The sequence below is a fragment of the Pseudonocardia sp. EV170527-09 genome (assembly GCF_008369905.1).
Taxonomy (GTDB): domain Bacteria; phylum Actinomycetota; class Actinomycetes; order Mycobacteriales; family Pseudonocardiaceae; genus Pseudonocardia.
In genome coordinates, this window is sequence record NZ_VRMC01000058.1 from 1 (window position 1) to 22,387 (window position 22,387).

At 73.6% G+C, this 22,387-nt stretch carries 20 protein-coding genes; 7 read left to right on the top strand and 13 right to left on the bottom strand.

All coding sequences use genetic code 11. The features are described 5' to 3' along the window. On the bottom strand, nucleotides 1–174 hold a 174-nt coding region (locus FVA95_RS18070), incomplete at its 3' end, for a leucine zipper domain-containing protein (protein WP_149662471.1). Between the two features lie 250 nt (nucleotides 175–424). Between FVA95_RS18070 and FVA95_RS18075 the strand changes: the two genes are divergently transcribed. The 4 genes from FVA95_RS18075 (at nucleotide 425) to FVA95_RS18090 (ending at nucleotide 6,419) form a co-directional block, all read left to right on the top strand. Continuing rightward, the gene (locus FVA95_RS18075) at nucleotides 425–1,654 is read left to right on the top strand and encodes an MFS transporter (RefSeq protein ID WP_149665251.1); all 1,230 of its coding nucleotides are present in this window, start codon (nucleotides 425–427) and stop codon (nucleotides 1,652–1,654) included. Nucleotides 1,655–2,354: 700 nt separating this feature from the next. Beyond that, nucleotides 2,355–3,752 (top strand): GGDEF domain-containing protein, encoded by a 1,398-nt coding sequence (locus FVA95_RS18080; protein WP_149665252.1) that lies wholly within the window; start codon nucleotides 2,355–2,357, stop codon nucleotides 3,750–3,752. 307 nt (nucleotides 3,753–4,059) lie between these two features. Next, nucleotides 4,060–4,758 carry a hypothetical protein gene (locus tag FVA95_RS18085; protein WP_149665253.1) on the top strand — a complete coding sequence of 233 codons (699 nt, stop codon included), beginning with the start codon at nucleotides 4,060–4,062 and terminating at the stop codon, nucleotides 4,756–4,758. Nucleotides 4,759–4,994: 236 nt separating this feature from the next. Next, nucleotides 4,995–6,419: an MFS transporter gene (locus tag FVA95_RS18090; protein ID WP_149665254.1), complete on the top strand. Its 1,425-nt coding sequence runs from the start codon at nucleotides 4,995–4,997 to the stop codon at nucleotides 6,417–6,419. A 217-nt stretch (nucleotides 6,420–6,636) separates the two neighbouring features. On the opposite strand, the gene aroB is transcribed toward FVA95_RS18090, so the two are convergent. The 4 genes from aroB to FVA95_RS18110 are packed head-to-tail and all read right to left on the bottom strand — an operon-like array spanning nucleotide 6,637 to nucleotide 10,322. Continuing rightward, on the bottom strand, nucleotides 6,637–7,776 hold the full coding sequence (gene aroB / locus FVA95_RS18095) for a 3-dehydroquinate synthase (RefSeq protein WP_149665255.1): 1,140 nt from the start codon (nucleotides 7,774–7,776) through the stop codon (nucleotides 6,637–6,639). Continuing rightward, nucleotides 7,773–8,453, bottom strand: a complete 681-nt coding sequence (locus FVA95_RS18100) for a shikimate kinase (protein ID WP_149665256.1) — start codon at nucleotides 8,451–8,453, stop codon at nucleotides 7,773–7,775. Before FVA95_RS18100 ends, aroB begins: the two co-directional genes overlap by 4 nt. Continuing rightward, nucleotides 8,450–9,652 (bottom strand): chorismate synthase, encoded by a 1,203-nt coding sequence (gene aroC / locus FVA95_RS18105; protein WP_075311707.1) that lies wholly within the window; start codon nucleotides 9,650–9,652, stop codon nucleotides 8,450–8,452. Before aroC ends, FVA95_RS18100 begins: the two co-directional genes overlap by 4 nt. A 13-nt stretch (nucleotides 9,653–9,665) precedes the next feature. After that, on the bottom strand, nucleotides 9,666–10,322 hold the full coding sequence (locus FVA95_RS18110) for an A24 family peptidase (RefSeq protein WP_149665257.1): 657 nt from the start codon (nucleotides 10,320–10,322) through the stop codon (nucleotides 9,666–9,668). A gap of 87 nt (nucleotides 10,323–10,409) precedes the next feature. Here FVA95_RS18110 and FVA95_RS18115 point away from each other — a divergent pair, with 87 nt between their 5' ends. Continuing rightward, the gene (locus FVA95_RS18115) at nucleotides 10,410–11,282 is read left to right on the top strand and encodes a spermidine synthase (protein WP_149665258.1); all 873 of its coding nucleotides are present in this window, start codon (nucleotides 10,410–10,412) and stop codon (nucleotides 11,280–11,282) included. A 20-nt stretch (nucleotides 11,283–11,302) separates the two neighbouring features. Here the strand turns inward: FVA95_RS18115 and FVA95_RS18120 are convergent, their stop codons facing one another. From FVA95_RS18120 to shbA, 5 genes are all read right to left on the bottom strand, one after another. Next, entirely contained in the window at nucleotides 11,303–12,355 is a 1,053-nt protein-coding gene (locus FVA95_RS18120; protein ID WP_149665259.1) for a 2,3-butanediol dehydrogenase, read from the bottom strand. A gap of 103 nt (nucleotides 12,356–12,458) precedes the next feature. Beyond that, the gene (gene mltG / locus FVA95_RS18125) at nucleotides 12,459–13,595 is read right to left on the bottom strand and encodes an endolytic transglycosylase MltG (protein ID WP_161992348.1); all 1,137 of its coding nucleotides are present in this window, start codon (nucleotides 13,593–13,595) and stop codon (nucleotides 12,459–12,461) included. Nucleotides 13,596–13,694: 99 nt separating this feature from the next. Beyond that, nucleotides 13,695–14,144: a Holliday junction resolvase RuvX gene (ruvX, locus tag FVA95_RS18130; protein WP_149665261.1), complete on the bottom strand. Its 450-nt coding sequence runs from the start codon at nucleotides 14,142–14,144 to the stop codon at nucleotides 13,695–13,697. Continuing rightward, on the bottom strand, nucleotides 14,141–16,801 hold the full coding sequence (gene alaS / locus FVA95_RS18135) for an alanine--tRNA ligase (protein ID WP_149665277.1): 2,661 nt from the start codon (nucleotides 16,799–16,801) through the stop codon (nucleotides 14,141–14,143). Before alaS ends, ruvX begins: the two co-directional genes overlap by 4 nt. A 259-nt stretch (nucleotides 16,802–17,060) precedes the next feature. Further along, nucleotides 17,061–17,834: an RNA polymerase sigma factor ShbA gene (gene shbA / locus FVA95_RS18140; RefSeq protein WP_149665262.1), complete on the bottom strand. Its 774-nt coding sequence runs from the start codon at nucleotides 17,832–17,834 to the stop codon at nucleotides 17,061–17,063. Between the two features lie 374 nt (nucleotides 17,835–18,208). On the opposite strand from shbA, the gene FVA95_RS18145 reads away from it, so the two are divergent. After that, on the top strand, nucleotides 18,209–19,258 hold the full coding sequence (locus FVA95_RS18145) for a S1 family peptidase (protein WP_149665263.1): 1,050 nt from the start codon (nucleotides 18,209–18,211) through the stop codon (nucleotides 19,256–19,258). Nucleotides 19,259–19,265: 7 nt separating this feature from the next. On the opposite strand, the gene FVA95_RS18150 is transcribed toward FVA95_RS18145, so the two are convergent. The 3 genes from FVA95_RS18150 to FVA95_RS31750 are packed head-to-tail and all read right to left on the bottom strand — an operon-like array spanning nucleotide 19,266 to nucleotide 21,971. Then, complete coding sequence (locus tag FVA95_RS18150; RefSeq protein ID WP_149665264.1) at nucleotides 19,266–20,636, bottom strand: replication-associated recombination protein A; 1,371 nt, start codon at nucleotides 20,634–20,636, stop codon at nucleotides 19,266–19,268. A 43-nt stretch (nucleotides 20,637–20,679) separates the two neighbouring features. Next, nucleotides 20,680–20,988, bottom strand: coding sequence for a hypothetical protein (locus tag FVA95_RS18155; RefSeq protein ID WP_149665265.1), 309 nt, complete (start codon nucleotides 20,986–20,988; stop codon nucleotides 20,680–20,682). Continuing rightward, on the bottom strand, nucleotides 20,982–21,971 hold the full coding sequence (locus FVA95_RS31750) for a hypothetical protein (RefSeq protein WP_193564374.1): 990 nt from the start codon (nucleotides 21,969–21,971) through the stop codon (nucleotides 20,982–20,984). Before FVA95_RS31750 ends, FVA95_RS18155 begins: the two co-directional genes overlap by 7 nt. A 179-nt stretch (nucleotides 21,972–22,150) precedes the next feature. Between FVA95_RS31750 and FVA95_RS18165 the strand changes: the two genes are divergently transcribed. Continuing rightward, the gene (locus FVA95_RS18165; protein WP_149665266.1) at nucleotides 22,151–22,369 is read left to right on the top strand and encodes a hypothetical protein; all 219 of its coding nucleotides are present in this window, start codon (nucleotides 22,151–22,153) and stop codon (nucleotides 22,367–22,369) included. Nucleotides 22,370–22,387: the final 18 nt, after the last annotated feature.

Genomic DNA, 22,387 nt, shown 5'->3' on the forward strand with positions numbered 1-22,387 from the left:
GTCGGCCATCCCCGCCGGCCCCTCGGCCCGGTAGCGGTCGGACCACTTCTTGGCGGTCCGCGCGGAGACCATGAACATTGTCGCGGCCGCGGTGTGGGTCCAGCCGTGCTCGACGACGAGTTGAGCGAGCCGCAGCCGGGCGCGCGGGGTCAGAGCGGCGTTAGCGTGGGACACGAAGGCCTCCGGTGGGTGAAGCGGTTCCTAGACAGCTCCACTTCACAACCGGAGGCCTTCGTCTGTCAGCCAGACTCACCGCCCCCGGACGGGACAACCTCCCTGGACATCACAACTAGCTCCCCCTCCGGCGTCGACGTCCGGGGGTCGGCGGTCGACTGTTCGCGATCGTTGATCGCCTAGTAGTGTGCTTGCTCGAACCCTGAGTGTCCGACGCGTTGCTGTTCGTGACATGGTCAGCAGGCCGACTATGAACGATGCCGACTCCGCAGCCGCCGTGCCGAGGCCCCGGCGCCTGACCGAGGTCTTCACGCTTCGCGAGTTCCGTGCGCTCTGGTCTGCCGAGGTCGTCTCGATCCTGGGCGATCAGCTCGCTCGGGTGGCGTTCTCGGTGCTGGTCTACGAGCACACCAGCTCAGCGGCGCTGTCGGCGGCGGTGTACGCGTTGACCTTCCTCCCTGCACTGCTCGGCGGCGCACTGTTGGGCTGGGTCGCCGACCGGTATCCGCGTCGGCGGGTCATGATCGGCAGCCACCTCACCAGAGCGGCGCTCGTCATGCCGATGGCGTGGCCCGGCCTCCCGCTGCCCGTGCTGTGTGCCCTGATCGTGGTCCTGGTGCTGGCGGGTTCACCGCACTCGGCCGCGCAGGGGGCGTTGTTGCCGGAGATCCTGCGCGGTGACCTGCTCGAACGCGGGTACGCCGTCCGTCAGGTGACGGGCCAGCTCGCGCAGGTTGCCGGGTTCGCGACCGGCGGAGCGCTGCTGGCCCTGCTGAGTCCGCACGCCGCGCTGGTCATGAACTCGGTGACCTTCGTCCTGTCCGCGGCGGTGTTGGCCTGCGGGGTCGCGCCTCGTCCCGCGCCTGCCCCTGCCGTCGGTGCGGTCCGTTCCTGGTCGGGCGACATCGCTGCCGGAGCGCGCACGGTCTTCGCGGACCCCTCGCGTCGCACGCTGGCCGTCGTGGTCTGGCTGGCCGGGACCTACATCGCCCCGGAGGGGGTCGCTGCTCCCTATGCCGCGCAGCTCGGCGCCGGGCCGGTCGCCGTCGGGTTGCTCCTGGCCGCCATCCCGGCCGGCAGTGTCGTGGGGGCGATCGTGTTCACGCGCTGGGTCCCCCAGCGGACCCGGGAACGGTGGATGCTCCCGCTCGCCGTGGCCGCCGGCGTTCCGTTGATGGTGAGCGCGCTCGCGCCGTCGGTCGCGGCGATCACCGTGTTGTGGGCACTCAGCGGCGCGGCCGTGGCCGCCGCGCTGATCCAGGCGCAGGCCGGTTTCGTGCGCCGGACCCCGGCCGAGGCGCGGGGTCGCGCGACCGGCCTCGCGGCCGCTGGGCTGATCGGCGCGCAGGGGCTCGGTCTTCTCGCTGCCGGTCTGCTCGCCGAGTGGTCCTCCCCCGGCGTGGCGGTAGCGGTGACCGCCACGGTGGCCGCGGTGGGGCTCGCAGCCGTGGCCATGTCGCGGCCCGCGCGAGCGCTCTGAGGGGCGGGACCGCGGACGTCTCACAGCTCCCCGCCACCGCCACCTCATCGACTTCGCGCGTCGCGCCTTCCCCGGCCGCGGATGTCCCCGGCGCGTGCTTCAGATCCGTACACGGCTACCTGTCACGAGTTGCCTCTTCCCGATCTCGGACGGCAGTACCCACGTCACCAGTTCCAGTTGCGCACTGCCATCTCCCCTCTCCGTTCGTGTCCGTCGATCACTGCACTCACCAGTTCCAGTTACGCATGCCGACACCTCCCAAACCATCGTGACCAACACTTCGTCGCATTCACCAGTTCCAGTTGCGCACGCTCGTCACCCACCCCTTCATCGCCGGACACCGTTCCGCTCGACCACTGCAGTCACCAGTTCCAGTTGCGCATTACGCCCCCTTTTCGATGGAGTGCAGAATCTTTACACCTAACCGCGCTCCGTCACCAGTTCCAGTTACGCACGACTCCCCCTCTCCGGGCATCCCTTCTGTCGAGTTACTGCGAACGGCCTAGTCGCTGACCGTCCGTCGACGGCGAGTTGCCGAGGGAACGAGCCCTGCCTCGCGGCGTCCTCGACAGGGTAAGCGAGAAGCATCGCCACGTCAGCGCCTTAGTTGATCTTGACGGGTCATTCGAGCCCGGGTGGCGCCCTGCAGATCGATGAGAGCGACACGACTGAGCAGGGATGAAACCGCTGGACGACGTCTATGCTGACACGAGAGAAAACGATCTACGATTCGGGGATTTCGGTGACCTCATCCACCGCGCGAGACACCGACCGGAGTGCGCTCCGGTCGTGGCTGGCGGCGTGGCAGCTGTGGTCACTTCCGATCGGCGTCCGAGCGCTACTCCTCGCAGTAGAGCTCGCCGCTGTGTGCCTACTCACCGTCGATATCGTCCTCGGCGGCGTCCCGCGCGATCTGTCGGCATGGCTGATCGCAGGCACACTGGTGATCTTGAGCGGGTTCCACGCCGAGATCTCACTGCGTGCCGAACGACTACGGCGGCGCATCGCCGAGACCAGATACGTCGACCTGAGTTCGGTGTGGACCTTCGCGGGCGCGTTGTTGCTACCACCGATGCTGGCAGCGGCCACGGTGATCGTCAGTTACACACATCTGTACTTCCGCGTGTTCCGACCCGCAGGGACTCCCCCGCATCGACAGCTCTACTCGACGTCGACGGTCGTCCTGGCCGTCTACCTGGTTTCCGCGGTCAGACTGATCTTTCCCGGATCCGGCGGATTCGACTCCTGGTGGGCGATCGTCGAGATCGCTGCGTGTCTGGTGGTCTACACCGGGACGAACATGTTGCTGGTCGTGAGCGTCATCCGGCTCGCGCAGCCGGGCAGCACATTCCTCGCGATCCTCGCCGGAGGGGAGATCGCGCTGGAGACCGCCACACTGAGCCTCGGCGGAATCGTGGCGGCTGTCATCGTCCCCGACCACGTCCTGCTCGTCTGGCTGCTGATCCCTGCGCTCGTGTTGATGGAGCAGACGACCCTCATCAGGCAGCTGGAGACACGGGCATCGACGGACGCGAAGACCGGTCTGCTGAACGCCGAGGGCTGGCGTTCGCGAGCGTTGCAGCTGCTCGGCGCGGCGAAGCGCGACTGCACCTGTGCCGGCGTCCTCATCCTCGACCTGGACTTCTTCAAGGAGGTCAACGACCGCTACGGACACCTGGTCGGCGACGCGGTGCTCCGCGCGGTCGGCGAGGCGATCGTCGCCGAGATCCGCGACGACGACGCCGCGGGTCGCTTCGGCGGGGAGGAGTTCGTCATCGCCCTGGCCGGAATGTTCACGTCGGCAAGCCGCAACGAAGAAGCGGTCCTGGAGGTGGGAGAGCGGATCCGACGCAGGATCGAGCGCCTGGCGGTTCACGTCGACGACGAGGTCCCCCCGGTCGCCGTCACCGACCTCACCGCCTCGATCGGGGCCGCGGTCTACCCGCAGGCCGGTCGCGAGCTCGAAGTACTGCTCGCGGCTGCCGACGAGGCCCTCTACGCCGCGAAGAACGCCGGGCGTAACCAGGTCCTGGTCAGCCACGGCCCGGCCGCTCCTCCGTCCGGCCCGTCGGTGCCGTCACCACGCCCGGGAACATGAGGGACGTACGCAGCGACGACGCGGGTGCCACCTGATCTCGACCGGTGTCGACCTCTGCTCGGGGTCACGTTCTCGGCGAGCTCGACGGTCGGGGCGATCACTCCCGCCGTGCTGCCCGCGCCGCCTGCAACTACCTGGCGTCACAAGATCCGTTGCGCTTCGTGCAGGCGGTTGGTCTCACCAGGTGACGGAGTGCTCGATCGTATGGCCCTACAGGACGCAATGTGTTGTATTCGCTGCTCCATCCCGCCGGATGACCGCCATCGGACTCGGGCGGGCAAACGACGTGTTCACGGAGGCTGCGCAGGTGACCGCGCGCGACAGCTGGCAGCTCGGTGGAGCTGCTGCCCCGTCACGGCTCGGCGCCGAGCTGACCTGGTGGGGTGCAGCGCTGCCGCACGCAGGTCAGCTGATCGTGGCCGATCCGCTGTTGCCCCGACCGTTGATGATGGCGTTGTTGTCCGACGCCGCCGACACCGCGTCCGCGCCGGGGCCCCGCCGGGCGCGCCTGATCGTGGTCTCGCTGCTGGTCGGTGGCGGGCTCGGCGCAGCAGTGCTGCAGGCGTCCGAAGCGCTGCTGGTGCTCCTTCTGGTCACCGTTGCGGCCGGCTTCGTCGCCTGGGCGTGCCGCATGCGCAGCCGAGAACGAGCGGTCCGGGAGCGCGAGGGGGCACGGCCGCTGTTCGCGGTACGTCCGGCCGTCGGGGAAACGACCTGGGACCTGCTCGCCCATCTCGACGACCAACAGGCCTCCAGCTCGGACGACGCCTACCTCGCCGCGGCCCGTCATCTGCTGTGGCGGGTCGCGCACCTGAACCCGCGCGGCGACGCCGCCATCGCCCATCTCACCGCACGCGCTCACGACGGCGAGTTGTCGTCGGCCGAGCAGCTGTGGGCCGCGGCGGACGACCTGACGGCCCTGGCCGTCGCCTCCCCGCGTGACGTGCGCCGTTCGGTCCCCCAGCTGGCCGTCCTGTACCGCTACGAGTCCCACGCGACCCGCTGACGGGCCTGCTCCTGCCTCGTCCGGAGCCGGCATCAACGGGACCACCCATCAGGGGCTCGTCACCCGGTCATCGGCCGCGCCGCTCGTGAGTCGCGCCACAGGCACGTTGGCCGGGTCCTCATCTACCGGGACGGTCACATCGCTGTTCCCCAGGTGACACGGATGTTCCCTCTTCCTCCGGGTCGAGCGGGCGACCGAACCTGCAGGACGGAAACCGCATCGAGGGAGGGATCCCCGTGTCCATCGCTCCGTCCCGCACCGTTCCCCGGCCCGGGCTCACCCTGGCTCTGCTCGCCTTCGCCCAGTTCATGACCGCGATCGACTTCGACATCGTCTTCGTCGCACTGCCGGAGATCGGCCGCGACCTCGGCTTCTCCGAACAGTCGCTGCAGACCGTCGTCAGCGCCTACACCGTCGTCCTCGGCGGCTTCCTCCTGCTCGGCGGGCGGGCCGCGGACCGGCTGGGAGCGCGGCGCATGTTCGTCGTCGGCCTCGTGGTCTTCGGACTGTCCTCGCTGGTCGCGGGCCTCGCGAGCGGCCCGACCGTGCTCGTGCTCGCCCGCGCGGTACAGGGGCTCGGCGCGGCGCTGCTGACCCCGTCCACCCTCAAGCTCGTCACCGCCCACTTCGCCGAGGGCCCCGCACGCAACAAGGCCCTCGCGGTCTGGGGAGCCGCCGGCGCGACCGGCGCCGCGGTCGGCGCCCTCGGCGGCGGGGTCCTCACCAGCCTGCTCGGCTGGGAATGGGTCTTCGTCGTCAACGTGCCCCTGATGGCCATCGCGCTCGCCGCGACCCCGACCCTGCTCAGCCGCGACCACGCGACGAGTGCCGGCGGGTTCGACCTGCCCGGCGCCGTCCTGGCCACCGCGGGGTTCACCCTCGTCGTGCTCGGCCTGGTGTCGGGCCCGGAGGTCGGCTGGCTCACCCCGCGCGGCGTCGGCGCGCTCGTACTCGGTCTCGTGCTGGTGGGTTCGTTCGTGCTCGTGGAGTCCCGCACCCGCGACCCGCTCGTGCCGTTGCGCCTGTTCGGCAACCGCAACGTCGTCGCCGCCACCACGGTGATCTTCGTGTTCATGGGAACCGTCGGCACCCAGTACTACCTGTTCACCACCTACCTCCAGACGGTCCTGGGCTACGCCCCACTCACCGCGGGCTTCGCCTTCCTGCCGCTCAGCATCTGCAGCCTGCTCGCATCGATGCTGCTGGTCCCCCTGCTGCTGGGCAGGCTCGGCATCCGCACCACCCTCGTCATCGCCATGACCGGCGTGACCGCCTCACTGGCGGTGCTCGCCCTCGGCATGTCCGTCGACGGCTCCTACTGGGCCGTCCTGCCCGGCGTGCTGCTCTGGGGCACCTCCGCGGGCCTCGCGTTCCCACCGCTGTTCGTCTCGGTCTCCACCGGCGTGGCACCCGAACAGCAGGGCGTCGCCTCCGCTCTGGCCTCGACCTCGCAGTACCTGGGCTCCGCGGTCGGCCTCGCCGCCCTGGTCGCCGTGGCGAGCGCCGGACTCGACGCCGACGCGACCCCGGACGCCGTCGTCGCGGGACTGCAGCTCGCCGGATGGGTGGCCGCAGCAGTCACCCTCCTCGGGGTGGGTCTGGCCGCGGCCATCCTGCGCCCCTCAGACACCGGCCCCCAGCAGCAGGCGACGAGCGCATGAGCGGGGCCGTTCAGCCGAACTCGTGCGCGGCGGCCCCGGCGACCTCGACCGCCTGCGGGCGGTTGAGCCGCGGGTCGCAGGCGGTGCGACAACGGTCGCCGAGGTCACCGAGCGCGACAGCACCGCCGACGACGCTCGCCCACGACCACCGAGGCGAACGACCTGCTGCTGACGCAGGCGCTCGAGTCACGCACCCACCCCACGCATGGGGTTGGTCTCAGCGCGAGATCGCGGCGTACGCGGTCGCCAGCAGCTCCGCGTCCGGGCCCTCCAGGCGGCCGGGCTCGGCGAGCCCGTCGAGGACCACGAACCGCAGGGTCCCGGCGCGGGACTTCTTGTCGCCGCGCATGGTCTCCGTCAGCTCGTCGAGCACGCCGGGCTCGTAGCTCGTCGGCAACCCGACCAGCTCCAGCACCTCGCGGTGCAGGTCGGCGGTGGCGTCGTCGAGCCGCCCGGCGGCGCGGGTGAGCTCGGCGGCGAACACCAGGCCGACGGCGACGGCGTTCCCGTGCCGCCAGCGGTAGCGCTCGCGGCGCTCCACGGCGTGGCCGAGGGTGTGGCCGTAGTTGAGGATCTCCCGCAGGTGCGACTCGCGCAGATCTGCCCCGACGACATCGGCCTTCACCCGGATCGCGCGACGCACCAGCTCGGCCAGCACCGGCCCCGCCGGGTCCAGCGCGGCGGCCGGGTCGGCGCGGACGCGGTCGAGGATGACCGGGTCGGCGATGAACCCGGCCTTCCACACCTCCGCGGACCCGGCGACGAGCTCCGCGCGCGGCAGCGTGCGCAGCGTGTCGAGGTCGACCAGCACCGCGGACGGCTCGTGGAACGCGCCGACCAGGTTCTTCCCTGCGGCGGTGTTGATGCCGGTCTTCCCGCCGACGGCGGCGTCGACCATGGCGAGCAGCGTGGTCGGGACGTGCACGACCTTCACCCCGCGCATCCAGGTGGCGGCGACGAACCCGGCGAGGTCGGTGACCGCTCCCCCGCCGAACCCGACGACGACGTCGGCGCGGGTCAGCCCGGCCTCGGCGCAGGCGTCCCAGCAGTCGGCCAGCGAGGTCAGCGACTTGCCGGCCTCGGCGTCGGGGACCTCGTGCAGCGCGGCGGCCAGCCCGGCGGCGGCGAGCTCGTCGCGGGCGGCGGCGGCGCGGTCGGCGAGCGTCGGCGGGTGCAGCACGAGCACCTGGCCGGCGCCGGTCCCGGTGACGACCTCGGCGAGGCGGGCGGCGACCCCGGAGCCGACGAGCACCGGGTAGGGCTGCTCGGTGCGCACGTCGATGCGGACCGCACCGTCGGACTCGAGGGTGCCGGAGGCGTCGGGCAGCGCCACGGTGGTGGTCGGGGTGTCGGTCATCGGGCCTCCGCCCGCTCGGTGCCGGTCCCGGTGGCGTCCTGTGGTGAGCCGAAGCCGGGCGCCGGGAACGTCGAGTCCTGGCGCGGGGTGGGACGGTCGAACGGGTCGGCCGCGTCGGGCGAGGCCTCGGGCAGGGTGTCCGGGCCCTGGCCGAACGCGGCCAGCACCGCGGCGACGACCTGGTTGGGGCTGCGCCGCACCGTGCTCACCTGCACGGTCGCGACCTCCGCGTAGAGCGGGGCGCGCTCGGCGAGCAGGGCGCGGAAGGTGGCACGCGGGTTCACCCCGGCCAGCAGCGGGCGCGCGGTGGACATGCCGGTGCGGCGCATCCCGTCGGCGAGGTCCACCTCGAGAGCGACGACGCGGTGTCCGGCGAGCAACGCCCGGGTCTCGGCGGCGAGCACCGAGCCGCCGCCGAGGGCGAGCACACCGTGCCCGGCGTGCAGCTGCTCGGCGACGACCTCCCGCTCCAGCGCGCGGAACGCGGGCTCGCCCTCCTGCACGAACATCTCCGCGATCGGCCTGCCGATGCGCTCGACGATCGCCGCGTCGGTGTCGGCGAAGCTCAGCCCGAGACGCTGGGCGAGCAGGGTCCCGATGGTGCTCTTGCCGGACCCGGGCGGCCCGACGAGCACCAGCCAGGGGCGGCCCTGCGCGTCGGGGCCCGGCGCGGTCACCGCTGCCCCGCGAGGTACGAGGCGACGTTGCGGCGGGTCTCGTCGAGCGAGTCCCCGCCAAACTTCTCCAGCGCGGCCTGGGCCAGCACCAGTGCCACCATCGTCTCGACGACGACCCCGGCACGGGGCACGGCGCAGGCGTCGGAGCGCTGGTGGATGGCGGTGGCCTCCTCACCGGTGGTGGTGTCGATGGTGCGCAGCGCCCGCGGCACGGTGGAGATCGGTTTCATCGCGACCCGGACCCGGACCGGCTCGCCGTTGGTCATCCCGCCCTCGATCCCGCCGGCCCGGTTGGTGAGCCGGGTGACCGGGACGGTGCCCGCCGGGCCCTGCCCGGGCGAGCCGGCGGGGACCATCTCGTCGTGGGCGACGGAGCCGCGGCGGTGCGCGGTGCGGAAGCCGTCGCCGATCTCGACGCCCTTCATCGCCTGGATGCCCATCAGCGCGGCGGCGAGCCGGGCGTCGAGGCGGCGGTCGGCCTGCACGTAGGTGCCGACGCCGACCGGCATCCCGTAGGCGATGACCTCGATGACCCCACCGAGGGTGTCACCCGCGTCGTGGGCGGCGTCGATCTCGGCGGCCATCGCGGCACCCGTGGCGTCGGTGAACGCGCGCACCGGGTTGGCGTCGATCCGGTCGAGGTCGGCGGGGCCGGGCAGCGGCTCGTCGTCCGGGGCGTCGACGGCACCGATGCCCACGACGTGGGACACGATGGTCACGCCGAGCGCCTGCTGCAGGAACGCCTTCGCGACGGTGCCGAGCACGACGCGCGCCGCGGTCTCCCGGGCGCTGGCCCGCTCCAGGACCGGACGGGCCTCGTCGAAGCCGTACTTGGTCATGCCGGCGAGGTCGGCGTGGCCGGGGCGGGGCCGGGTCAGCGGCGCGTTGCGGGCGCGGTGCGCGATCAGCTCCGGGTCCACCGGGTCGGCGGCCATCACCGTCTCCCACTTGGGCCATTCGGTGTTGCCGATCCGGACCGCGACCGGGCCGCCCTGGGTGACCCCGTGCCGCAGGCCGCCGAGGACCTCCAGCTCGTCGGCCTCGAACGCCATGCGTGGGCTGCGGCCGTAGCCGAGCTTGCGGCGGGCCAGCTCGGCCTGCAGCTCCTTCGTGGTGACCGAGACACCGGCGACCATGCCCTCCAGCACGCCCACCAGGGCCGGGCCGTGGGACTCCCCGGCGGTGATCCATCGCAGCACGGCGACCATCCTCTCACCCGGCCCCGACGGCACCCGACGGCACCACGACCGTCGCGGCGACGACGGCCAGGGCGGCACCGAGCAGCACCGGCCCGTGCGGGAGCCTGCTCCCCCACCCGGCCCGGCCGGCCGCGACCACGACGAGCGCCACCACCGCCGAGGCGACCGCGGCGCCCACCGCCACCACCGGCAGCAACGCCCATCCCGTCCCGGCGGCCGCGGCTCCCACCGGGGCGGCCAGCTTCACGTCGCCGCCGCCCATCGCGTGCGGCGAGACCAGGTGCACCACCAGGTAGGCGCCGCCGAGCAGCACCGCGCCGGCCAGGCCGCGGAGCACGGCGCAGCCCCCGGCCGGGACGAGCGCCGCCAGCACCAGCACGAGCCCGGGCACCGTGAGCGCGTTCGGCAGCCGGCGGACCAGCAGGTCGGTCGCCGACCCGGCCACGGCCAGCCAGGACAGCACCGCGAGCAGCGCCGCCCACCGCGGGTCGAGCCGCCCGGTCTGCACCGCCAGCGCGACCGCCGCCCAGCACAGTGCCGTCCCCGACGCGGTCCCCGGCCCGCACCACCGCACCGGTACCGGCGCCCCGCGGGGCGCCCGGGCCAGCAGGTACCGGGTACCCGCACCGGCGACGAGACCCAGGGCGGCGGCGAGGACGACGAGGCTCATACCCCGATCCTGGGGCCCGGAGCGCCGCCCGGACCGACCGATCGCCCGCCTGTGGACAACTCGTCGGGCCGGGGCAGGATGACCGGAATGGGATCCCGTGCGCCGCAGGACGACCGTCGGGCCGGCGCGGTGGTCCGCGCCGAGGTCGACCACGGCGTCGCCGAGCTGGTGCAGGACGCGGCGCGGCCGTCGTCGTGGACGTTGCTGCTCGACGGGACCGCCCAGTCCCACGTCGACCTCGACGCCCCCGAGCACCTCGAGTTCGAGTACGTCCGCCGGATCGGCCACCTCGTGGACCTCGCCGCGCCGCCCGCCGTACCGCTGCGGGTGCTGCACCTGGGCGGCGGGGCCTGGACGCTGGCCCGCTACGTCGCCGCGACCCGCCCCGGGTCGGCCCAGACCGTCGTCGAGCTCGACGCCGAGCTGGCAGCCCTCGTCGCGCACCGGCTGCCGGGCCCCGGCGTCGCGGACGGGCTGGCCGTGGTCACCGGGGAGGCACGCGCCACCCTGGGCCGGTTCGCGCCCGGGTCGTTCGACGTCGTCGTCCTCGACGTGTTCGCCGGCGCCCGCACCCCGGCCCAGGTGACGACGGCGGAGTTCCTCACCGCCGTCCGCCGGGTGCTCGCGCCGACCGGGATGCACGTGGCGAACCTCGGCGACGGCGCCCCGTGGCCGTTCCTGCCCGGCCAGATCGCGACGGCCGGCGCGGCGTTCGCCGAGCTCGCACTCGTCGCCGCGCCGGACGTGCTGCACGGTCGCCGGTTCGGGAACCTCGTGCTCGCCGCGTCGGACCGGGAGCTCCCGGTGCCCGGCGTGACCCGCCGCGCGGCCGGGGACCCGTTCCCGGCCCGGGTCCTCGACGACGCCCACACCCGCGCCCTCGGCCGCGGCGCGGGCGTCGTCACCGATGCGTGCGCGGTCCCCTCACCCCGGCCGCCGGAGGGCTTCTGGGGGCAGTGACCCCGGTCAGGGACCCCCGGTCAGGCCAGGGACGGGTCGACCAGGACCTTCATCTTCCGGCCCGCGTGCAGCGCCTCGAAGCCCTCCTCGACGACGTCGCGCATCGCGATCTTCTCCGTCCAGCCGGTGGTGTCGTAGTGGCCGCTCGCCATCAGTTCGATCACCGCCCGGTAGTCGTCGTGGGTGTAGCAGAGCGAGCCCTGGATGCGGGACTCCCCGAGGACCAGGTCGAGCAGCGGGGTCACCAGGGGCGTCTCGTAGATCGCGACGCTGACCATCGGACGGCCGGCACCGAGGGTGTCCAGCGCCGTCGCGACGGCCGGAGCGACACCCGCGGCGTCGTAGCAGGCGTCGGCGCCGCGGCCGTTCGTCAGGTCGGCCACGATCGCGGGCACGTCCTGGGAGGTCGGGTCGAGGGTCCGGGCGCCGAGCCGCTCGATCGCGCCGCGCCGGGTCGCCGACGGCTCGACGACGCGGACGTTCTCCACGCCCATGCCGCGCAGCGCGAACCACAGCCCGATCCCGATCGGCCCGGCGCCGAACACCAGGGCGGTGCCGCCCGGGTCCACCTCACCGAGCTTCGCCGCGTGGTAGGCCACCGACATGGGCTCGACGAGCGCGCCCATCTCCAGCGACACGTTCTCCGGCAGCGGGTGCAGCATGTGCGCCGGGACGACGGTCGACTCGGCCATGCCGCCGTCGGCCATCAGCCCGTGGAAGCCGATCTGCGCGCACACGTTCTCGCGGCCCTCGGCGCAGCGCGAGCACGTCCCGCAGCTGTAGAGCGGCATCACCGCGACCCGGTCGCCCTCGGTGACCCCCCGGACCCCCGACCCGACCTCGGCGACGGTGCCGGAGAACTCGTGGCCGAGGGTCAACGGCAGCTCGCGGCCGGTCAGCGGGTGCTTCTGCCCGTTCGGGATGAAGATCGGCCCCGCGTAGTACTCGTGCAGGTCCGAGCCGCAGATGCCGTTGAACCCGACCCTGAGCCGGACCTCGCCGGGACCCACCTCGCCCTCGGGCACGTCGGTGATGTCGAGGTCCCCGCGTCCCCGGTAGACGACCGCACGCATCGCTGGCTCCTCTCGCCTGACGTCGTTGTCGGGACCGGCCTACCGGTGGAGGGTGAGCGCCGTCACGGGTTGGGGCGGGGTTGCATGCGCGCCCGGTGACGGGTCAGAACGCTCCGGCGGCGCGGGCGCGGTCGACGTTGCCGAGGTGCTCGGGGTAGGTCGTGGCGAAGCAGGAGGCGCCCTCGGTGGTGCACCGCACGAAGAACAGCCAGGGCCCCGCAGCCGGCTTCTCCGCGGCCGCCAGCGCGGCGGTGGACACCGAGGCGACGGGCGTCGGTGGCAGCCCGGTGTTGAGGTAGGTGTTGTACGGGCCGGGGGTGTTGCGGGCCTCCGCGGTGGTGCGCAGCGCCTGCACGTCGAGCGGGTAGTTGACGGTGGAGTCCATCTCCAGGCGCTGGTTCGCCGCGAGCCGGTTCTCGATCACCCGTGCCACCTTGGGCATGTCGGGGACGAGCGCCTCCTTCTCCACGACCGAGGCGAGCACGAGGGTGCGGTAAGAGTTCGCGCCGCCCAGCCCGGCGGCGTCGAGCCGCTTCGCCGAGGCGGTGAGGACCTGGCGCAGCACCTGCTCGGGGGAGCCACGCGGATCCAGGTCGTAGGGGCCGGGGGCGACCAGGCCCTCCATCCGGCGCTCGGGCGCCGCGGCCCGGTAGCCGGCGCGGGCCCAGTCGGGGACGGCGATCGCGGCCGGGTCGGCGTCGGCCATCGCGGTGCGCAGGGCGTCGACGCTCGTGCAGGTGGGGTCGCCGTCGGCGGCGCCGAGACAGGTGGCACGGGAGATCTGGGACAGCACACCCGGGGAGACGGTGCCGTCCGGGGCGCGGGTGTCGTCGAGCTGGACGCCGCCCTTGACGTCGAAGAACCCGACGCGCCGCTCCGGGTCGAGCAGCGCTTCCACCGCGGAGTCGCCGGACATCTGTGAGCGGAGCTCGTAGTAGCCGGGCTGGACCCGCTGGATGCCGGGCTCCTCGGCGGCGGCCTCGACGAAGGCCGCCCGGGACTTCACCACGTCCAACCCGACCAGGGTGTCCCCGATCGCGCTGGTGGAGTCGCCGGACTCGACGCGCACCACCACCGAGCCGCTGCCGGAACCGGAGTAGTCGTCGGCGCCGCGCAGGTACAGACCCACCGCGACGAGCACCGCACCGGCCAGCAGCGCCGACCCCAGCAGCGCGAGCCGCCGCCGCCGGAAGTGCACCGGGGTCGGACGGTGCCGCACGGGGCTCGCGGTCGTGCTCACACCGGGCCCCGGGACGTCACGTCGTACTCGCCGGCGCCGGTCACGGGCACGAGGGTAACGGCCCGGCGCCCGCCCGGTGGTCACCCCCGGTGGCGGTGATCAGCCGCCGCGGGTGGTATCCAGCCAGCCCTGCAGGATGGCGACGGCGGCCTGCTGGTCGATCACGGAGCGTTGCTTCCGGCCGCGCACGCCGCGCCCGGCGAGCTGCCGGGTCGCGACGACGGTGGTCATCCGCTCGTCGGTGAGCTCGACCGGGACTGCGCAGCCGGCGGCGGCGAGACCCGCCTCCAGCGCGGCGGCGAACTCCCGCGCGGCGACGGCGGCCGGGCCGTCCTCGCCGCGCAGGTTCCGGGGCAGCCCGAGCACGATCCCGACGACGTCGTGCTCGGCCACCAGCTCGGCGATCCGGCGCACGTCGGCTCCGCCCTCGGCGTCGCGCGCGACGGTCTCGACCGGGGTCGCGAGGATCCCGTCCGGGTCGCACATCGCGACGCCGACGCGGACGGCGCCGACGTCGATGCCCAGGCGCCGCCCGCGGACCGGGGTCACGGACGCAGCGCGGTGCGCAGCCTCTGCACCGCGGCGTCGATCCCGGCCGGGTCGGTGCCGCCACCCTGGGCGAGGTCGGGCTTGCCGCCGCCGCGCCCGCCGACCGCCGGGGCGAACTCGCCGATCAGCTTCCCGGCGGCGACCCCGTTGTCCCGGGCCGCCTTCGTGGTGGCGACGACGAACGACACCTTCTCCCCGTCGACGCCGAACAGCACGACCACGCCGGGCCGGTCGCCCAGCTTGCCGCGCACGTCGGCGGCGAGGGTCCGCAGGTCGTTGCCGGTCACCCCCTCCGGGGCGGTGACGGCGACGAGCGCGGTGCCGTCGAGGTCCTCCGCCCGCTCGGCCAGCGCCCCGGCCGAGGCCAGGACGGCGTCGGCGCGGTGCTTCTCCAGGTCCCGCTCGGCGGTCCGCAGCCGCTCGACGATCCCGTTGATCCGTTCCGGCAGCTCCTCCGGGCGGGCCTTGAGCTGGTCGGCGAGCTGGTTGACCAGCAGGTGCTCGGTCGTGGCGTGCTTGAAGGCGTCCAGGCCCACCAGCGCCTCGACCCGGCGCACCCCGGATCCGATGGAGGCCTCGGACAGCACCCGAACCAGGCCGAGCTCGCCGGTGCGCCCCACGTGGGTGCCACCGCACAGCTCACGCGAGTAGTCGCCCATGTCGACCACGCGCACGCGGTCGCCGTACTTCTCGCCGAACAGCATCATGGCGCCGAGCGTGCGGGCCTCGTCGATGGACGTCTCGTACGTCTGGATCTCCCGGTCCTCCTGCAGGACCGAGTTCACCTCCTCCTCGATCTCGACCAGCGCCGCGGGCGGCACGGCCCCGGTCGGGGAGGTGAAGTCGAACCGCAGCCGGCCCGGGGCGTTGAGCGACCCGGCCTGCGCGGCGGCGCTGCCCAGCGCCCCGCGGACCCCGGCGTGCACGAGGTGGGTGGCGGTGTGGGCACGCGAGATCGCGGACCGGCGGGTGCGGTCGACATCGGCGACGACCTCGGCGTCGAGGGTCACGGTGCCGGCGGTGACGACGCCGCGGTGCACCCGCAGCCCGGCCACCGGCGACTGGACGTCGTCCACCCGGACCTCGAACGACGCACCGCGCAGCACACCGGTGTCGGCCTGCTGGCCGCCGGCCTCGGCGTAGAACGGGGTGCGGTCGAGCAGCACCTCGACCTGCTCGCCCTCCTCGGCCGCGGGCACGGTGGCGCCGTCGCGCAGCAGCCCGACGACCCGGGCCTCGGACCGCAGCGTCTGGTACCCGGTGAAGTCGGTGGCGCCGTGGGTGTCGAGGACGGCGCGGTACACCGAGGCGTCGACGAAGCCGACCTTGCGCCCGGCGGCGTCGGCCTTGGCCCGCGAGCGCTGCTCGTCCATCAGCGCGGTGAACCGCTCCCGGTCGACGGTGAGCCCGGCCTCGGCGGCCATCTCCAGCGTCAGGTCGATCGGGAAGCCGTAGGTGTCGTGCAGCGCGAACGCCTGGTCACCGGGCAGGGTGTCGCTGCCGGCGGAGCGAGCCTTCGACACCGCGCCCTCGAAGATCCGCTCGCCGGCGGTCAGCGTGGCGCGGAAGGTGTCCTCCTCGGCCCGGATGACCGCGGAGATGCGCTCGAAGTCGGCGGTGAGCTCGGGGTAGGTGGGCGACATGGTCTCGCGCACGACCTCGGCGAACTCTCCCAGGCAGGGACCGGTGACGCCGAGCAGCCGGGCGGAGCGCACGATGCGGCGCAGCAGGCGTCGCAGCACGTAGCCGCGGCCCTCGTTGCCCGGGGTGACGCCGTCACCGACGATCATCATCGAGGACCGGGCGTGGTCGGCGATGACACGGAAGCGGACGTCGTCGGCCTCGTTCTCGCCGTAGCGGCGGCCCGAGAGCTGCTCGGCCTTGGCGATCACCGGGCGGACGAGGTCGGTCTCGTAGACGTTGTTGACACCCTGCAGCAGGAAGGCGACCCGCTCGACGCCCATCCCGGTGTCGATGTTCTTGTGCGGCAGCGTGCCGATCGGCGGGTGCCCCTTCTTCGGGGACAGCTCGCCGCGCTCGTCCTGCATGAAGACGAGGTTCCAGATCTCGAGGTACCGGTCCTCGTCGGCTTCGGGGCCGCCCTCGGCGCCGAACTCCGGGCCGCGGTCGACGTAGATCTCCGAGCAGGGTCCGCCGGGGCCGGGGACGCCCATGTCCCAGTAGTTGTCGTCGCCGCCGCGGCGCTGGATGCGCTCCTCGGGCAGGCCCGCGATCTCCTTCCAGAGCGCGATGGCCTCGTCGTCGTCGTGGTAGACGGTGACCCAGATGATCTCCGGGTCGAAGCCGTAGCCGCCCTCGTCCTGGCTGCGGGTGATCAGCGACCAGGCGGACTCGATGGCGCCGCGCTTGAAGTAGTCGCCGAAGGAGAAGTTCCCGGCCATCTGGAAGAACGTGGTGTGCCGGGTGGTCTTGCCGACCTCGTCGATGTCCGGCGTGCGGACGCACTTCTGGATCGACGTGGCGCGCGGGTAGGGCGCGGGGACGTCGCCGAGGAAGTACGGCTTGAACTGCACCATGCCCGCGTTGACGAACAGCAGCTGCGGGTCCTCGAGGATCAGCGAGGCGCTGGGGACGGGCGTGTGCCCGTTGCTCTCGAAGTGGGCGGTGAAACGACGGACGATCTCGTGGGTCTGCACCGGTGGGTCTCTCGTGACGGGTACGGCTGGCGACGGGTCGGCGACGGGGCGGGCGCCCTGCGCCCGCGCCACACCGTAGGCCGCGCGGCGTGGGGACGCCGCGGGAGGCCGGTCGTGCCAGGTTACCGGCACCCGCAGCAGCGACGGCCGGTGCCGGTGCGCGCCCGAGCGCACCGGCACCAGCCGCCTGCGGGCCACGCCGTGCTCCCGGTCCGGGGGGTCGACCGGGGAGCACGGCGGGCCCGCCGTCACGCCCCGGTCAGACCGCGACCGGCAGCGGGGCGTCGAGTGGGGGCCGCGGCGCGGGGACCCCGGGAACGAGGGCCCCGGGGGCGCGGACAGGGGCCCGCGGGGCGGGGACAGCGACGACCCGGGCACCCGCCCGGTGGGACGCGCGGTCCTCCAGCTCGCGGCGCAGCCGCTGCAGCGCGCGGTGCTGGGCGACGCGGACCGCACCCGGGGTGGAGCCGAGCACGTCGGAGGTCTCCTCGGCGGTGAGCCCGACCGCGATGCGCAACGTGAGGATCTCGACCTGGCGCGGGCCGAGCAGGCCCATGAGGTCGGACAGGCGGTCGTTGCGCTCGGCGTGGAGCACGAACTGCTCCGGGTCCTCCTCGCGGCTGAACCGCTCGGGGACCTCCTCGACGGCGTCGCAGCGGTTGCGGGCCATCGCCCGGAACGCGTCGGCGACCTTGTGCCGGGCGATGCCGAACACGAACGCGCGGAACGACATGCCCGAGGGCCGGTAGTCCGGCAGTACGGAGAGCACGGCCATGCAGACGTCCTGCGCGACGTCGTCGGCGCAGCCGAGGACGGTCTCGCGCCGGCCCAGCCGGGCGCGGCAGAAGCGCGCCACCTGCGGATGCACCTTGGCCAGGAGCAGTGCGACGGCGCGCTCGTCGCCGGCGACCGCAGCGGCCAGCATCTCCGGCGGGAGCAGGTCCGGCGCCTGCCCGGGGTCGGTCTCCTCCACGGTGTCGTCGGGTGCGGTGTCGTCGGGTGCGCTCGCGATGGCCACGGGTCCGTCGTGCATCTACCCAGCTCTCCTCGGTCGCGCCCAGGGGGCGCGTCAGGCGCCGGCACCGCCCGTCCGACCCCGGGAGAGGTCGGGCGGTGCGACTGTCGCGCTGTCTCCGCCGGTGGTGGTCGGCGCTGCCGGCAGGTCCGCCCGGCCGCGCCCCGGCCTGCGTTCAACCCTCGTTGTGCACCCGTTCGGGGTCAATCAATATGCACAATTTGCGGTATATATCGACGCCCAGTAAGGACCTTGGTCCTGTCGGGGGTGGCCCGGGCACGGACGGACGCCCCCCCTCTCACAGTGGGGTGTCATCTGTCTTCGGGTCGTGACCCGTGCGGGGCAGCGTCGTTGGGCCGGGTGTCACGCTCCGCCCGCTCGAAGGAACGCTCGTGCCTCTGCGTCGCCCGCACCGTCTCCTGCTCGCCGCTCTCGGCACCGTCGCGATCGGTGTGGCGGTGGCCGTGCCGGCGACCGCGGCGCCCGGGCTGCCTCCGGTCACGGTCGGCGAGGACGCGGCCGCAGCGCTGGTGCCCGCGGTGACCGAGGCACTCGGGCCCGCACTGGCCGGGACGTGGCTGGCCGGCGACCGGCTGATGGTGGGCACCTGGGACGCCGGGACCGCCCCGCTGATCACCGCGCTCGGCGCGACGCCGGTGGTGCGCGACGAGCCGCGCCGCGACCCGGCCGCGGTGCTGTCGGCGCTGGCCGCGCGCACCGCGACCGGGATGCCCGGAGGTCTGGACTCCTACGGCGTCGACCCCCGCACCGAGCAGGTCGTGCTGAGCGTCGTCGACGGCCCGGGTGCCGACGCGCTGGCCGCGCGCCTGACCGGTGGGCTCGACCCGTCCGCGGTGCGGGTGGAGCGGGTCGCGGCGCCGGCGCACCGGCAGGCGGTCGGCGGGGGCGACACCATCACCGACGGGGCCCGCCGCTGCACGGCCGGGTTCGCCGCCTCGGACGGCAGCAGCGACTGGCTGATCACCGCCGGACACTGCACCCGGAACTCGTCGTCCTGGTACGCCGCCGACGGCTCGACGATCGGCTCGGAGGTCGAGACCGCGGGCGGCGGGGTCGACGTCGGGGCGATCGCGGTCGGTCCGGGCAGCGTCTCGGCGACGGTGTCGGGCATCCGGGTCGCCGGCAGCCGTCCGGCGCCCGTCGGCTCCTCGGTCTGTCTCTACGGCTCCACCAGCGGGCGGTCCTGCGGCACGATCCAGCGCACCGACATGACGGTGAACTTCGAGGGCCAGAGCCAGTCCGGGCTGACCTCGGTGGCGGCGTGCGCCCAGGAGGGCGACTCCGGCGCCCCCTACATCACCTCGTCCGGGCAGGCCCAGGGCGTGCACACCGGTGCCGGCGGCGACGGCAACTGCACCAGCTACTTCACCCCGATCCGCACCGCGACCGGAGCGCTCGGGCTGACCCTGCGCACCGGCTGATCCGGGCTCAGTCCCGGGTACCGCGCACGACACGCCGCAGCTTCGGCAGGCGCTCGGCCAGGACGCGTTCGTGCCCACGCCCGGACGGCGCGTAGTAGTCGACGCCGACGACGTCGTCGGGCGGGTACTGCTGGCGCAGGACGCCGTCGGGGTCGTCGTGCGGGTAGCGGTAGCCGACGGCGTTGCCCAGCTTCTGCGCGCCGGCGTAATGGCCGTCGCGCAGGTGCGGGGGCACCCCGCCGACCTTGCCGGAGCGGACGTCGGCCATCGCGGCGTCGATCGCGGTGATCACGGCGTTCGACTTGGGCGCGGTCGCCAGGTGCACGGTGACCTGGGCGAGCGCGATCCGCGCCTCGGGCATCCCGACGAGCTGCACGACCTGGGCGGCCGCGGTGGCGGCGGGCAGCGCGGTCGGGTCGGCCAGCCCGACGTCCTCCGAGGCGTGGATCATCAGCCGGCGTGCGATGAAGCGGGCGTCCTCCCCCGCGACGAGCATCCGGGCCAGGTAGTGCAGGGCGGCGTCGGGGTCGGAGCCGCGGATGGACTTGATGAACGCGCTGATGACGTCGTAGTGCTGGTCGCCGGCGCGGTCGTAGCGCACGGCGACCTCGGTGACGGCGCGCTCGACGGCGGCGAGGTCGATCACCGGGTCGCCGCCGGCGCCGAGGACACCGTCGGCGGCCGCCTCCAGCGCGGTGAGCGCGCGGCGCCCGTCGCCCGCGGACAGCCGGACCAGTGCCTCCTCGCCGTCCTCGGCGAGCTCCACGGTCGCGTTCAGGCCGCGCTCGGAGGTGACGGCGCGACGGAGCAGGGTGCGCACGTCCTCCTCACCGAGGGACTGCAGCTGCAGCACCAGGGAGCGGGACAGCAGCGGGGACACGACGGAGAACGACGGGTTCTCGGTGGTCGCGGCGACGAGCAGGACGAGCCGGTCCTCGACCGCGCCGAGCAGGGCGTCCTGCTGGGTGCGGGAGAAGCGGTGGACCTCGTCGATGAACAGCACCGTGGTCGTGCCGCTGCGGTCGCGACGCCGGCGCGCCTCCTCGATGACCGCCCGCAGCTCCTTCACCCCGGCCGAGAGCGCCGACAGGGCGACGAAGTGCCGCTCCGCTCCCCCGGCCCCGGCCATCAGCCGGGCGAGGGTGGTCTTGCCCGTACCGGGCGGGCCGTAGAGCAGCACCGACGCCGCGGCACCGCCGTCCAGGAGGCGGCGCAGCGGGGCGCCGGGCTTGAGCAGGTCGGCCTGGCCGACGACCTCGTCGAGGGTGCGCGGACGCATCCGGGCGGCGAGCGGCGCGTCGGGGCGGACGGCGTCACCGTCACCGGTGTCGCGCTCGTCGCCCCCCGGGTCGATGTCGAACAGGCCGTCGGTGCTCATCGCATCCAGCCTGCCAGGACACCGGCCCCGGGGGACGGGCGCCTCAGGCGCGGTCGATCTCGTCGGCGAGGACGGGGGTGTGCACCGGGTTGTGCTCGTGGAAGCGGCACTCCGCGTAGGTGACGATCATGGCGACGACACTGGCGATCTGCAGCGGCAGCTGCAGCAGGGTTCCCACGACCTCGCCCAGGACGGGGCTGAGGAACGTCAGCGGCGCGACGATCACCAGCGTGAGGATCGACGAGTACACGATCGCGATCAGGAAGAAGACCACCAGCCGGCCGAGTACGGGGAAGAACCGCGGGTTGACCAGGGTGAACGCCCGGCCGATCCCGGCCCGCTCGATCACCACGACCCCGTCAGCGCACCCGTGAACACCACGCCGAGGTAGATGCCCGGGATGACGAGCAGGAACAACCCGATGACGACCAGCAGCCCGGCGAGCAGCGACCAGCCGATCACCGGGAGTGCGCGGTTCTTCGCGAACGCGATGACCTGGTCCTGGTTCCACGGGCGCTGGGCCGCGTCGCGCACGACGACGAACACCGACGCCGCGTAGCCGAGAGCCGACAGCACGAGGGTGACCACGGCCAGGAGCAGGGTGGTCAGGCCGAGGCCCGCCACGACGCCGGTGCTGAGGTCGAGGTCGACGGGGTCGAACGACGACTGCGTGCTCCCGCCGAGGACGTAGCTGAGGCCGCTGAGGATCGCGGTCGGGATCAGCACGATCAGGTTGATGACCAGCAGCGGCTTCCAGCTCCGCCGCAGCACGCCGACGATCTTGGAGAACCAGTCGCCGAAGGAGAACGGCACCAGCGGATCCGGGGAGGTGCCGCTGGGCGGGGCGCCACCGGCGGGGTAGGCGGGCTGGCCGTAGCCGCCCTGGGGGGACGGACCGCCGTACTGCTGGCCGGTCGGGTACTGGGCGGGGTACTGCTGCCCGGCCCCGGGGTACTGGCCGGGGTACGGGGTCCCGGGCTGCTGGCCGCCGTAGGGCTGGCCCGCGCCGGGGTACTGGCCGGGGTACGGCTGCTGCCCGTACTGCTGCCCCGGCTGGCCGTACTGCCCCGGCTGGCCGTACTGCCCGGGCTGGCCGTACTGCCCGGGCTGGCCGTACTGCTGCCCCGGGTCCTGCCCGTACTGCTGGCCCGGCTGCCCGTGCTGCGTGCCGGGGTCCTGCCCGTGGGGAGCCTGGCCGTACTGCCCACCCTCCGGCGTGTCCGGCCGGTCGCCGCTCCCGGCCGCGTGGCCGGGCTCCTGGGCGCCCCCGGGCGTCGCGGCTCCCCCGGGACCGGCCTCCGGGTCCTCGCCCCGCGGCGGTTCGTTGCTGCTCATGCGCGCGGACCCTAGTTGCGGACCGGGTGCGGCGGCGCCGAATTCACCGGCTCGCCCCCGATTCGTGACCGTCGCGTACGCACCGTGATCATCTCCGACCCCGGATCGTCGCCGGAACGCAACGCCGCGGACGCGCGGTGTCACCGCCTCGCAACAGATCCCGTGCACGCTCACAGGGCATGGACACGATCCCGAGTTGCCCGCTCTGCTCTCGTCCGCGCACCCCCGCCGACGTCCGCGGACTCGCGTGGAGCAGCCACCACGGCCGGGCCGGCACGGTGTACGTGTGCGGTCCGTGCACGCGGCTGCACCTCGTCGACCTGGAGTGCGGGCTGCTCGACCCGGCCCGCGGCGCCGTCGCTGCGGGCGTCGCTGCCCCGCTGCCGCGCGCGGCCTGACCGGTCGGACGGAGCGGG